The organism is Rubripirellula amarantea (genome assembly GCF_007859865.1).
In the GTDB taxonomy this organism is placed as follows: domain Bacteria; phylum Planctomycetota; class Planctomycetia; order Pirellulales; family Pirellulaceae; genus Rubripirellula; species Rubripirellula amarantea.
On record NZ_SJPI01000001.1, the window covers coordinates 784,439 to 797,964 of the forward strand.

The 13,526-nt window shown below is 53.3% G+C and carries 10 protein-coding genes; 7 read left to right on the plus strand and 3 right to left on the minus strand.

The features are described 5' to 3' along the window. Nucleotides 1-5 precede the first annotated feature (5 nt). Nucleotides 6-995 carry an ABC transporter ATP-binding protein gene (locus Pla22_RS02895; protein WP_146513267.1) on the minus strand — a complete coding sequence of 330 codons (990 nt, stop codon included), beginning with the start codon at nt 993-995 and terminating at the stop codon, nt 6-8. A gap of 104 nt (nt 996-1,099) precedes the next feature. Here Pla22_RS02895 and ispF point away from each other — a divergent pair, with 104 nt between their 5' ends. The 7 genes from ispF to Pla22_RS02930 all read left to right on the plus strand — a co-directional run bounded on the left by ispF (nt 1,100) and on the right by Pla22_RS02930 (nt 10,780). Beyond that, the gene (gene ispF, locus Pla22_RS02900; RefSeq protein WP_146513268.1) at nt 1,100-1,582 is read left to right on the plus strand and encodes a 2-C-methyl-D-erythritol 2,4-cyclodiphosphate synthase; all 483 of its coding nucleotides are present in this window, start codon (nt 1,100-1,102) and stop codon (nt 1,580-1,582) included. Nucleotides 1,583-1,836: 254 nt separating this feature from the next. Beyond that, the gene (gene cysS / locus Pla22_RS02905) at nt 1,837-3,438 is read left to right on the plus strand and encodes a cysteine--tRNA ligase (RefSeq protein WP_146513269.1); all 1,602 of its coding nucleotides are present in this window, start codon (nt 1,837-1,839) and stop codon (nt 3,436-3,438) included. A 34-nt stretch (nt 3,439-3,472) separates the two neighbouring features. Next, nucleotides 3,473-3,982, plus strand: a complete 510-nt coding sequence (gene ruvC, locus Pla22_RS02910) for a crossover junction endodeoxyribonuclease RuvC (RefSeq protein WP_146513270.1) — start codon at nt 3,473-3,475, stop codon at nt 3,980-3,982. Nucleotides 3,983-4,061: 79 nt separating this feature from the next. Then, nucleotides 4,062-4,685: a Holliday junction branch migration protein RuvA gene (gene ruvA, locus Pla22_RS02915; RefSeq protein WP_146513271.1), complete on the plus strand. Its 624-nt coding sequence runs from the start codon at nt 4,062-4,064 to the stop codon at nt 4,683-4,685. Nucleotides 4,686-4,885: 200 nt separating this feature from the next. Beyond that, nucleotides 4,886-6,964 (plus strand): right-handed parallel beta-helix repeat-containing protein, encoded by a 2,079-nt coding sequence (locus tag Pla22_RS25900; protein ID WP_315854131.1) that lies wholly within the window; start codon nt 4,886-4,888, stop codon nt 6,962-6,964. Beyond that, nucleotides 6,961-10,017 (plus strand): PVC-type heme-binding CxxCH protein, encoded by a 3,057-nt coding sequence (locus Pla22_RS02925; RefSeq protein ID WP_146513273.1) that lies wholly within the window; start codon nt 6,961-6,963, stop codon nt 10,015-10,017. Before Pla22_RS25900 ends, Pla22_RS02925 begins: the two co-directional genes overlap by 4 nt. 274 nt (nt 10,018-10,291) lie before the next feature. Then, nucleotides 10,292-10,780, plus strand: coding sequence for a thioredoxin family protein (locus Pla22_RS02930; RefSeq protein WP_242631761.1), 489 nt, complete (start codon nt 10,292-10,294; stop codon nt 10,778-10,780). Here the strand turns inward: Pla22_RS02930 and proS are convergent. Together proS and Pla22_RS02940 are read right to left on the minus strand one after the other, a co-directional pair. Continuing rightward, nucleotides 10,777-12,285, minus strand: a complete 1,509-nt coding sequence (gene proS / locus Pla22_RS02935; protein WP_146513274.1) for a proline--tRNA ligase — start codon at nt 12,283-12,285, stop codon at nt 10,777-10,779. The two genes, Pla22_RS02930 and proS, sit on opposite strands and share 4 nt — an antisense overlap. Before the next feature lie 107 nt (nt 12,286-12,392). Continuing rightward, nucleotides 12,393-13,520, minus strand: coding sequence for a hypothetical protein (locus tag Pla22_RS02940; protein ID WP_146513275.1), 1,128 nt, complete (start codon nt 13,518-13,520; stop codon nt 12,393-12,395). Between the last annotated feature and the right edge of the window lie 6 nt (nt 13,521-13,526).

The following is a 13,526-nucleotide window of genomic DNA, read 5'->3' on the forward strand; positions in this document are numbered from 1 at the left end:
AGAAATTAGGTAGTGGATTCTTTAGCGGTTTCTCGGAAGAGTTCGGCAATCACGTCTTCCAACGGCAAGTCCTCGACCGAAACATCTTCGATCGGGTGTTCTTCAAGCACACTGGAAAGCATTCGCGGAACTTCGGCACGCGCGATTCTTAGTTTCGCCTTCGGCCAGGTTTCTTCCAAGACCTCGCCATGATGGGATAGGCTTGGTTGATGTCCCTCGGCGAACTGCAGCGTGACAATTTTGTGACTGGAAAATTTGTCGATGATGCCAACCAGTGATCCGTCGTACTCGATTCGACCACCAGCGATGATGACGACGCGTTTGCAAAGTGCCGCGATGTCTTTCATGTAGTGACTGGTCAGCAGGATGGTAATCTTACGTTTCTGTTGGTAATACTTCAGGAACTCTTGAATGTTGTGTTGAGCAATCACATCCAGCCCGATCGTAGGCTCGTCGAGGAACAACACTTCGGGCGAATGCAGCATTGCCGCGATCAATTCCATTTTCATCCGTTCACCGAGCGACAACTCGCGAACCGGTTGGTCGAGGAGCCGCGAAACATCGAGCAGGTCAGTCAGCTCATCGAGCGTCGAATCAAACTGCTCAGTTGGCACGCCGTAGATCTGTTGATGTAGCCGGTACGACTCTTTGGCGGGCAAGTCCCACCACAATTGATTTTTCTGGCCCATGACGAGAGCGAACCGGCGGCGATATTCATTTTTTCGCTGCCAAGGGACGTACCCCATCACGGTTGCGTCGCCCGAAGTCGGGTTGATTACCCCCGAAAGAAGTTTCAGGGTGGTCGTTTTGCCGGCTCCGTTGGGTCCCAGGAAAGCGACGAATTCACCCTGTTCGACATCAAGGTCGATGCCTTTGACTGCTTCGACTTCCTTGTATTCGCGTTTGAAGAGCCCGCGAATGGACTCACCAAGCCCTTCGCGTTTCTTGTAAACGCGATACGACTTTGTCAGATTGCGGACTTCGATAATCGACATGGGACAAGCGGTAAACGAAACGGTGGAGTGGCAAAAGCCCCTAGCTGCAATGAAGTGGGCTCCGGTAAAGTAGGCTCAAACCCCACTTTGAGGAACCGGCCAGTATGACACACGCAATCAGAATAGGCCTCGGCTATGACTCGCATCGCCTAGGTAACGGTGGACCGCTGCGAGTCGGTGGCATCGACGTGCCCGGCGAGGTTCACGCGATCGGCCATAGTGACGCCGATGTCCTGCTGCACGCGATCACTGACGCAATTTTAGGCTCGGTCTGCGAAGCTGACATTGGCAGACTTTTCCCGGATGACGATCCGGCCAACAAGGGTCGCGATAGCTTTGATTTTCTAGCCGAAGCGATTCGCCGTTTGCACGGCAAAGGCTATTCCATCGTCAACCTTGATTGTGTGGTCCTGCTCGAACGTCCCAAAATGGCTCCTCATATCGATAACATGCGGTCCCAGATCGCCGAAGTTCTGCAAATCTCGGTCGATGACATCAGCATCAAAGCCAAGACCGGGGAAGGTGTCGGCGAAGTTGGTGGTGGTGCGGCGATCGCGGCTCGAGTGGTCGTGTTGGTGGGCAAGTAGGTATCTGCCCCGTGATAAGGCGCGGAATGTTGACGTTGCCGCAGACCGTGCCCTCCGGCGAATTGGCTTGGAAAAAGCCCAAGCGTTCGGGCGATTAGTAAATCGCGGGCACGCACGACTAGGTTCACCCGCGGTGGGCCGGCATGGAACTCGCCGAAACGCCCTTCTATCCAACCGCCCATTCTCCCTATACTCATCGGTTCGCCCAAATGGACTGAAATCCCCTTTTTCGATGGATCCCGATCGGTATTTCGATGAGCACCGCACCCGCTGCCGCTGAAGTCACACCCGTGATGACCAAGAAACCTGAAATTCGCGTTTACAACACGCTTAGCAAAACCAAAGAACCGTTTGCTCCCCTGCACCCGCCCAAGGTCGGTATCTATTTGTGCGGGCCAACGGTTTATGCCGAATCGCACATTGGGCACATGGTGGGCCCGGTCATCTTTGATACGGTCAAACGCTACCTTCGCTATAGCGGCTATGACGTGACTTGGGTCGTTAACATCACCGATGTTGACGATAAGTTGATCAACAAGTCAAAAGAGCGTGGCATTCCGATGTCGCAAATCGCCACCGAGATGACCGCCGACTACTTGGCGAACCTCAAAGAATTGGGCGTCAACCAGATCGACTATCTGCCGCGTGCCACCGATCACATGCCGCAGATCATCGCATTCATCCAAACACTGGTCGAAAAAGGGCACGCGTACGCTGTTGATGGCGACGTCTTCTTCGACGTTTCGAAGGACCCTGGCTACGGACAACTTTCCAACCGAAGCCCCGAGGATCAACAAGGCGAAGGCGGCGGCGCGGCTTCGAAGAAACGTTCCCCTGGCGATTTTGCGCTCTGGAAGAATGCTAAAGACAGCGACATTTCCTGGGACAGCCCTTGGGGCAAAGGCCGACCGGGTTGGCACATTGAATGTTCGGCGATGAGCCACGAGATTCTCGGTGACACCTTTGACATTCACGGTGGAGGACTCGACTTAATGTTCCCTCACCACGAGAACGAGCGTGCTCAATCCTCGTGCTGCCACAATGCTCCGATGGTGAAGTATTGGATGCACAACGGCCTTATGCGTGCCGGAGAAAAAGGCAAAGTCGGTGGCAAGAGCGACCGTCAAGAATCCGCCGAAGAGGCAGCATCAGGCAAGATCAGCCGAAGTAAGGGCGCAGGCGGTTTAGCTGACTTGATCCGCAAGCACTCTGGCGAACGGATTCGATTCTTCCTGTTGCGTACGCACTATCGCAGCACGATCGTTTATGGCGAAGACGGCTTGGCAGAAGCCGGCACGTCGTTGGAAGCGTTCTACCGTTTCTTTGATCGCTTCGATGAAATCGTTGCCAACACCGGTGTGACTTTTTACACGCTTGACGCGGCGACCAAACGCGAAGACGGGGCCTTTGATCCCGCCGGCAATGAACTCCTTGAGTCCATTCACGCGATACGCGAGAAGTTCCTCGCTGCGATGGACGATGACTTCAACACCGGTTCGGCGATCAGTCATTTGTTTGAATCGATCAAGATCTTCAATCGCTTTGCAGATGCTCAATCGCTTTCCCCGGGCGCTCCGGCCGAGAATGAACATGTGCAATCGCTCATCGCGGCAGTCAAAGTGATTCGTGAGCTCGCAGGTACGCTAGGGTTGTTCCAAAAACCAGTCGCGTCGAGCGGAGGAAACGAAGAGGACGCCGAACTTCTTGATCAAGTGGTCCACTTGCTTATCAATTTGCGCAAAGAAGCTCGTGAGAACAAAGACTATGCCATGGGCGATGCTATTCGCGACCGCCTATCGAGTCTTGGCATTTCGTTGCTTGATAAAAAAGAAGGCACGAGTTGGGAACGATCCTAGCACGTTTTCTTTTCCCTTCTCACGGATTCCCGTCATGACTCGCGTCCTTGGAATTGACCCCGGTCTGAATACGACGGGATACGGGGTCATCGAGGCAGTCGGTTCGAAATTTACGTTGATCGAGGCGGGTATTATCCGCAGCGGTGCTAAACGAACGATCCAGGCTAGGGTCAACGAGATTTATTCGGGCGTCAAAGAAGTCATCGAAGATCATCACCCCGACCTCTTATCGCTTGAACAATTGTTCTCGCATTACGAACGGCCGCGAACGGCAATCTTGATGGGACATGCTCGAGGTGTGATCTGTCTAGCTGCCGCTCAGTACGCTCTCGACGTTGTGCACCATGAACCGACGCGAATCAAGAAAGTCATGACTGGCAATGGACGGGCTGACAAACGACAAATGCAACTCGCTGTCAAAATGCAACTTGGTCTCGCCACCGTCCCTGAACCGTCGGATGTGGCCGATGCACTGGCCATTGCCATTTGCGGGCACACGCTAGGGCGTGGCAGTGAGCTCGAAAAACTTGCTCGCAAATCGTAAGTGCACTTCTTCCAATTCTTATAAGTCATGCCGGAAATGCTTCGACGTTTTTCGGCAGTCTCTCGAATACTAAAACTCTATGATCATCACCATCTCAGGCAAACTCTCGCGAGTGGGCGAAACTTCCGTCGCGATTGAATCAGCTCCTTTCGAATACGAAGTTCTTGTCGCTGATTACACGCGTCGACAATTGCAAAGCAAGGTGGGTGAGAACATACGACTGCACACCCTGCAGTACATCGAAGGTGGCCCGCAGGGCGGCCGCATGGTTCCTCGCCTGATCGGATTTCAAACAGAACCAGAACGACAGTTCTTTGACTTGTTTTGCAGCGTCGACGGAGTGGGGGTGAAGAAGGCGCTTCGCGCGATGGTTCGCCCCGTCAAAGAGCTTGCCACCGCGATCGAACAGCAAGACACAAAGACACTTTCGGCACTTCCGGGTATCGGCCCCGCCACCAGTGAACGAGTGATCGCAAAACTTCGCCGCAAGATGCCACGATTTGCATTGATGGTCGATAAGGACTCCGTATCCGAGGTGCTCGAAGGCGGCGCATTGGTGGTGGGCGAAACATTCGATGCGTTGATCGCGCTTGGGCACAGCGAAGCCGATGCGCGTCGACTGATCGACGACACCATTGCAAGTGGAAAGAAGTTCAAGGATACCGAGAGCTTGCTGACGGCGATCTATCAGCGGGGAACTTAACACGAGCCATCGCGGCGAACTTGACGCGAGCCTTCGCGAACGTCAGTTCAACCTGAAGCCGCACTTCAAACGCAACCAGGGCGACTAGTTATGCTAGTGGTTTCCACTCCACACGTATCACTACCGTCGGAGCCACGGCCATGCGTTTCGCGTTTCTTTTCATTGCCCTAATTTTCCTTAGGGTAACTCTAATATCTAGCGTGCTGCCATTGCACGTTAGCGGACAAGAACCACGATTGCCGAGCGAGGCAACCGGCGCCGACGAGTCGATTTTCGCGGCGCCGCCGGATGTGACTTACATCGTTGACCCTGTTCGTGGCAGCGATACTCGCGGAAGCGGTGTTGCCTCACGTCCATTGAAGACCCTTCAACGCGCTCTGGAGCTTGCCGAACGATCTTACACTCGCAGTTCCAAAATTCGCATCAGCCTCTTGCCGGGTAAATACCGCGAAGAGAACTTCTTCGATGCTAAGCGTCCTGGCCCAAGCGGCTACCTGCACATCGTTGCATCTGAACCGCGTCGTGCCATCATCACCGGCATGGACGATTGGACGGGCACAGACCGAGCATGGAAGAAAGAAAGTGACGGTTCGTTTTCAAAACCTTGGACTCTAAGGTGGGGATTCGAAAAGCGGGGACGCGTGCATGGACCCGAGGCGGAGTTTGACGAGTCTTTGATTACGCGTCGTGAATGGATTGTCATGAACGAAAATCAAGTGCTGCGACAAGTGCTCGAAAGAGAAAAGCTTGAACCAGGAACATTCTTTGTCGATGACCAATCGTCGCTAGTATATGTTCGACCACCCGTAGGCTTGAACCCTAATCGTGACCTGATTGAGGTCGCCACGCGTCCCAGCAAAGTCCCCTATGAAGGTTGGATGTGGACGTTCTGGAATATGGAGAACTTTAAGATCGAAGGGCTCACGTTCACGGGTTCTGCTGCCTTTCCCAACGGAGCCAACTTGCATTTAGGCCGGGGTTGTAAGAACGTCGTCATTGAAGATTGTGCATTCGAACGTAACGGCAGTGGCGGGCTTAACTTCGATGGCGATGACACTGGCAACCCGCCGCAGTTCAAAGGCGTCACGAAGGTCACGGTGCGAAACTGCGTCGCGTCTGACAACGGAACGTCAGGCTTTCACGGCAGTTGCAACAATGGGATTGTTGTTTCGAGTAAGTTCGAACGGAACAACATCCGCGGTCACTGGGCCGGCAGTAACGGGTGGGCAATCGCCGGTGCCAAGTTTGTGCGATCCCATCGACTTCGTTTTCAGAACAATGATGTAACGGACAACTTGACCGGTGGAATGTGGCTGGACATACGCTGCAGCGATGTTCAAATCGATGGTTGCCGGGTCAAAAAGAATGTTGGCACCGACCAGCATGGCAACTCCGATCAATGTGGAATTTACGTTGAAACCTGCCGAGGTCCGATATTGATCGAGAACACTGAAATCAGCGGAAGCTACATTGGTGTTCAGATCGGCAACAGTCATGACGTCACGATTCGTGACTGCAAGATTGCCAACAATGAGTTCACACAACTGGGACTTGAAAGTAGAGATCGAGGAGACGACAACCCTAAGCACAACGAGCGATTGTTGGTGACCGACAACTTCATGGCATCCCAAGATAACGCCATGCTCGTTCGGCAAATTTGGTCCGACGACCAAGGTGACCTCGAACTTTCGCTCGCAGGTTTGCGGTCCACTCAATTTGTGAAGAACCGCTATTTCGCGAGCAAACCCAGCACATCTTTCATGGCGATGGATTTGTCCAGCGACAGCCTCAGTTGGCAAACGATGACATTCAACCAATGGAAACAAAGAACGGGATTCGACACCGACGGTTCAACGCTCAACCAACAAACTGAATTGGGCGGATCAGCGGGAAGCCCACTCAGTGCCGACCAATTCGACGAAGGCGATGGCATTACGGTTTTTGACGGAGGCTTCGGCGATCTTGGTGAAAGCGATGGAGTAGCAGATTGGGTGTGCTACAGAAACTTTGATTTTGGTCAACAAACCAACCAAGCGACGATAACGTTTGGCGTTCCCGAGTCCCACGCAGGCGGAAAGGTCGAAATTCGAGTTGATTCCGTCGATGGTCCGCTACTAGGAACTGTCACCGTCGCCTCAACGGGCGGGTGGTCGCAGCACGGCGCACAAACGTTTGAACTAGAATCAATCACCGGCCAGCATGACGTGTACCTGGTGGGTCGCGAGACCAGCGTTGTTGGCAACATTTACGAAATCCACTTTCAATCCAAGACACCATGATACGTTTCTTGTGCTTCGCACTCTCACTCGCGCTAACGATTTGTTCGACAGCACAAGGGCAAGCTACTGATGTACTAAGCGATCAAGTTCAAGAAGTGGTGAAGGCGTACCAAGGGCAGGGCGTCCAACCAGACGATTCGCAACCGACGTCACCGGACAACGTTTTATCCACGTTCACATTGGACAAAGGTATTGAAGTTGATTTGGTCGCTCACGAACCCGGCGTGGAACAACCTCTATTCTTGACTTGGGATTCGCGGGGACGCATGTGGGTCGTTGAGTACCGGCAATACCAGTATCCCGCTGGATTAAAGGTCGTGAAGTATGACCAATACCTGCGTGCAGTATTTGACAAAACGCCGGCCCCACCACCGAAAGGAACCCAAGGCCTCGACCGTATCACCGTACTGGAAGACACCAACCACGATGGCACGTTTGACCGATCCAAAGTGGTCATCGAGGGACTCAACATTGCCACGTCGGTCCAAGTCGGACGCGGCGGGATTTGGGTCCTCAACCCACCCTACTTACTATTTTATCCAGATGCTGATGGAGACGATGTTCCCGACAGTGATCCGGAAGTCCACCTTTCCGGATTTGGACTGCAAGACACCCACTCGGTCGCCAACAGTTTGACTTGGGGAATCGATGGTTGGCTTTATGGAGCCAATGGCAGCACAACCGGTGGAACGGTCCGAAGTGAGGGCACGCCCGAAGGAGTATCCTTTGAAGGCCAATGCATTTGGCGATATCACCCCGAAAGCAAACGATTCGAAATCTTTGCTGAAGGCGGCGGCAATACTTTCAGCGTGGAAATTGATTCCGTCGGAAGGATTTTTTCGGGAACAAATTGGGGGAACACGCGAGGACTTCATTACCCGCAAGGTGCCTATTTCATCAAGAACTGGGGCAAGCATGGACCTCTTACTAATCCCCATGCCTATGGGTACTTCGAACATATGAAGTGCGAAGGCGATTCACGTCGCTTTGCTCAGGCATTCACGATTTATGAAGGAGGCCTCTTTGATGATGAATTCCAAGGTAGCATCATCGCGCCAAACTCACTGCACAACGTCGTATGGCGTTCGAAACTTGTTCCCGTTGGATCGACGTATCGAACCGTCGATCAAGCCAACCTAATGGAAAGTTCCGATCGTTGGTTCCGTCCGGTTTACGCTGGCGTTGGCCCTGATGGTGCAATCTACATGGCGGATTGGTACGACACACGACTGAGCCACCTATCACCCATCGACAATTGGCACAAAGACAGCGGTCGGCTTTATCGGGTTCGACCTCAAGGTACGTCACCGCGATACGTCCACGGTGATTTACACACTCAATCGAGTGACCAATTGCTGCAACGCTTCGATGATCCCAATAGATGGGTGCGTCAGCGTGCGGTGCTAGAACTGAGTTGGCGAGGCGATGATTCGATCACTCCCAAATTGATCGAAATGGTAGACGATGAGTCTTCGATCGAGGCACTCTGGGTTCTCCACGCACTTAATAAATTGACGCCTCAGCATATTGCTTTGTGGGTCGATCATGATTCACCACACATTCGTCGTTGGATCGTACGTTTGTGCGGTGACGATCCAACCAAGCCACTGCCGTCCGCTGTATCGAATGCGTTGGCGCAAGCCGCACGCCACGAGCGAGATTCACAAGTACGAGTGCAGTATGCCAGCACGGCCAAGCGAGTTGATCCCAAGACGGGCATGGCAATCGTAGCCAATATGTTACATGGCCATGATGACTCGAACGACTTGCACTTGCCAATGATGCTTTGGTGGGCGGTCGAACACCAGGCCGATGATTGGGATGCGATTGAAAGCTGGCTATCCGATGATTCCATGTGGTCGCATCCTTTGGTGCGCCAGACTATTTTGTCGCGTTTAATGCAACGATATGCTTCGACTGGATCGTCGGACCACTTTGCCAACGCCGCACGCCTGCTCGCGATGGCACCCGACGATAAAGACACTCTCAAACCCTTGCTTGAAGGCATTAACCGTGCGTTCCAAGGCAGAGCCGTGCCAGACTTGCCGCAAGTGTTGGCGGATGCGATGAAAACGTACCGTGATTCGTTGGGTCAATCAGGCCTTGTCCTGGCGATCCGACAGGGTGACGTTTCATCGCATTCGAAAGCGATCGCTGCACTTGCGGACCGCAACGCCGACGCGGGACTGCGAATGGAGCTAGCCAGTGCGTTAAGCGAACGCCGAGTCGATGGTTGTGTGGCAACGCTGCTAGATTTGGCGACGGCCAAGACGACTACCAATCGTGCACTTCAACGAGTTGCAATCGCTTCGCTGGCAAACTTCGATGAGGAATCGGTTGCCGATCGCTTGCTGCAGAGTTTTCAGTCCAGTATTTCTAACGAAGATGATTTACGTGCGACCGCTTGCCGGACTTTGGCATCACGGTTGGGATGGGCAACGAAACTGCTCGAACAGGTCAACCAATGGCACGTCGCGGCATCGGACGTCCCGCCTGATGCCGTCCAGCGAATGCGAACGTTTGATTCGAGCGATTTATCCAAGTCACTTGATCAAGCATTTGGTAAAGAAGCTGAAATGTCAGGACCGGAAAAGAAAGCGATGCTTGAGCGAATGCGCAAGTCACTATCTGCAACGCGATCGAGCGCGAGTGCTTCGGCGGGGAAAGTTCATTTTGATGCCAAGTGTGCCAATTGCCATCAATTGTTCGGCGAAGGGAAATTGGTGGGACCGGCTCTCGATGGCTACCAACGATCCAACCCGATGTTCTGGTTACCCGCGATCATTGAACCAAGCTTAGAAATTCGCGAAGGTTATCAGTCCTACCGCGCGCTCACGTTCGATGGCCAAGTCATCACCGGAATGATCGCTCAGCAGTCACCCGAGACGGTCACCCTCAAATTGGCTGATGGACTCAGCCGTATTCTTGATCGTGACGACTTGGAAATCTTTGAACCGATTCCGACTTCCCTGATGCCCGAGGGTTTGCTGGATACGTTTAGCGAGCAAGAGTTGGCAGACTTGTTCGCCTACCTTTCCAGAGACGCCAAATAGCTCACTGATTAGCGGTACCCACGGCTACAAGACGCGGGAACGAAAACCAAATCCAATCAAGAATCGACGGCGTCAGAGCGGAAAACGGCCATTCTTTTGGGGAACCCTCCATTCACTAGCGGGGGAACCCTCCATTCACCAGCGGGGGCACACTACGGCACGATGGAGCGGCTTGATCTTGATTAACGGAGCACTTACCTTCTTAAGCACGGCAAGTTCAGGGCAACCCAGACTGCCCAGTTAGAACTAAGCCGTTTACTTTGGAGTGACCACCGTGAACCGATTCATGGTTGTAAAGGGATGGGGATCCCTCGTTATTTTGCTAGGCATGTGCGTTGTTAGTGCGGCCGAAATGCCGCGATTAATTCCAGCCGCCAGCCAAACCGCCGTCACGGCGAAGCCAAGACAACCCAACGTCGTTTGGCACGATTCGATCGAATCCGGCTGGGCGGAAGCTCGTCGTCGGAACGTTCCGATGGTGATCTTCATCACCAGTGAGCGATGTAAGTACTGCGACGCTATGAAGCAGGATACGTGGTGCGACGGTACGATTGGCGAACGTCTTAAAGATCACTTCGTCGCAATTCGCTTGTCCCCTCAAGACAATCCAGAAACGCTAAAGCGTATCGAAGTCACTTCCTACCCGACAACTCTGATCGGTATCCCGGAGGGCAAGATCATTGATCATCGAGTCGGTTATCAGCCGGTCGCCGCGATGCACGGATTGCTAAGCGAAGTTCGCATGAAGCTGTTACGCCGTTAGTAAGCCTTCGCGAAGATCGCTTGCTTTTCGGCAGGCTTGCCAGTGGCAAAGCATGTTCCCGGCGTGTCGTTATTGTCTCGAGGCACGCAACGAATGGTTACCTTGAGTTCCTTTAGCAAGGGCTCGATGGATTCTTCATCGGCAAAGTGGCAGTACGCAAAACCGCCGTGAATCGAGTCTTCGTCGGTCGAAGTGAAGAACTTCCGAAAGTCAGCTTCGTTAGTGATCGTCGTTGTGTTGTCTTCACGCAGCTTTAGTGCGCGGTTGAAAAGCGCCTGCTGCATATCGGCCAAGATAGTGCCAATGGACGAGACCAATTCAGCGCGATCAATGCCTTTGCTTTTCGATTCGTCACGGCGGCCCATGAAGACGGCATTCTTTTCGATGTCTTTGGGCCCGACTTCCAAACGAATCGGCACGCCGCGCTTCACGTGGTGCCACTTCTTTTCTCCACCACGCATATCGCGGTCGTCGATCTCGACGCGAACAGGTGCATCGGCGTAAGACTGCGATTGCAATTCAGACTTCAACGATTCGACATATTCCAATACGGCAGCGCGTTGTTCGTCATCGCGATAGATCGGCAAGATCACCACTTGGGCAGGTGCCAAACGAGGCGGCAGTACGAATCCGTCATCATCGCTGTGCGTCATGATCAACGCTCCAATCAAGCGAGTGGAAACGCCCCAAGAAGTCGTCCAAGCGAATTCCCGTTCTCCGCTTTCAGCTTGGAACATGATCTCTTGAGCTTTCGAGAAATTTTGTCCCAGGAAGTGACTCGTACCAGCTTGCAGTGCTTTACGATCTTGCATCATTGCTTCGATTGATAGCGTTTCAACCGCGCCTGGGAAACGCTCACCGGGTGTTTTGGCCCCCACGATCACGGGCATCGCCATCCAGTTTTCAGCAAAGTCGGCGTAAACGGCGACCATCCGTTCGGTTTCTTCGATGGCCTCTTCGGCGGTTGCGTGAACCGTGTGGCCTTCTTGCCAAAGGAATTCTGCGGTTCGAAGAAACAACCGAGTGCGCATTTCCCAGCGTACAACGTTTGCCCATTGGTTGATCAGCAGTGGCAAGTCGCGGTGACTCTGCACCCACTTTGCGAATGTCGCACCGATGATGGTTTCGCTAGTCGGACGAACGATCAGCGGTTCTTCCAGTTTGCCGGCAGGGCGCAGACCGCCATCGGGATCTGGTTCAAGACGATGGTGAGTGACGACGGCGCACTCTTTGGCAAATCCTTCGACGTGTTCCGCTTCCTTTTCGAGGAAGCTCATCGGAATAAAAATGGGGAAGTAAGCGTTTTGGTGCCCTGTGGCTTTGAACATGTCATCAAGAGCCCGTTGCATGTTCTCCCACAACCGATAACCCCAAGGCTTGATGACCATGCACCCGCGAACAGGCGAATTTTCGGCAAGATCAGCCGCCTTAATGACTTCTTGGTACCACTGGGGATAGTCTTCGCTTCGGGACGGTGAGATTGCGTTTTGAGGAGCTTTGGCCATGGGAATTGCGTCGGTGCAGGGCAGGGCGATCGGGGAAATGTCAACCGACACAGTTTCGCCACCGAAGCACCATCTGAGAAGCCCTGGCAATGTTGAAGGCTACGCTATCAGGAACCCAGGATCTTCTCGACTCTGGCTTTGACGCGGCGTTCGCGAGTCTCATCCTGCCGTCGTATCCTCTCACGCAGGTCCTCGACTTTCCGCCGCAGCAAAATTGCGTCTAAGCGGCGAACTTCATCTTCCTTCTTGACCTGCTCAGCAACCAACAGGGGCAGCGTCTGCGTCGACAAATCCCGAGTCTTGTCATTCGGGCTCGACCGGAGCAACTCGATGAGATTGTCAACTTGAGACTGTTGCTGTGCGATTTCTTGCTTCAACGAGGCAATCATTTGCTCAATGGATACCGAAGATTCCTCGTCAATCGATTCACTCGTATCCACCAATCCTTCTTCATCCACAGTAGCCAATCCCATCCCGCCTCCCATATCCATATCATCCATGCCCATATCCATGCCCATGCTTCCTTGTGACTCTGGACCGCCGCCCATCATGCTTGCCATTCCGCCCATCATCTCTCCCATTCCACCCATCATCATGGAGTCTGCTATGTCACTGGTCGGTGAGAAAAAAAGATCTAACCGAGGTTGCCCCATTTCACCCGTTTCGACGGATGTCGCTATCGCTCGAGTGATCTCATACAACCGCTTCGCATTCCCCGCTAATTGATGGGTATTGATGAACGGTTCCCGTAACCAAACACGAGTTTTGTCCGTATCGGTATCCACGATGAACTCCGTGGCGTTTGTCCCGAATCGCAAGGCCGTCAGCTTGGTTTGAAGCTTAAATTCTTTGACCGCGTCTTCGTCATACGACGCCGGATAACTCGCGACGACCGTACGTTGAGGCGACTTGGGTAACGGAGTTTCAACATCAACACGCACGGAATTGAGTTCAGGAAGTCCAGGTCGAAACATGCCATCGTTGTTGATTGATCGAAACGATTCGACGACCTCTGGTGCATCCAAAAAAGGAGCCTCCTGAAAGTCGTAGTCATCCCCAAGCATGACAACCACTTCAATAGCCGATTGTCCTCCGACCAATCCACCACCCAATCCACCACCCAATCCACCACCCATTCCACCAGCTTGCGCCATCACGTGGCCAGCGTCGGCAGTCCAAAAACAGAGCGTCCAAATGACGAAAACGGCAATCGTGCTTGGAATAGGTCGGAACATGAAAAC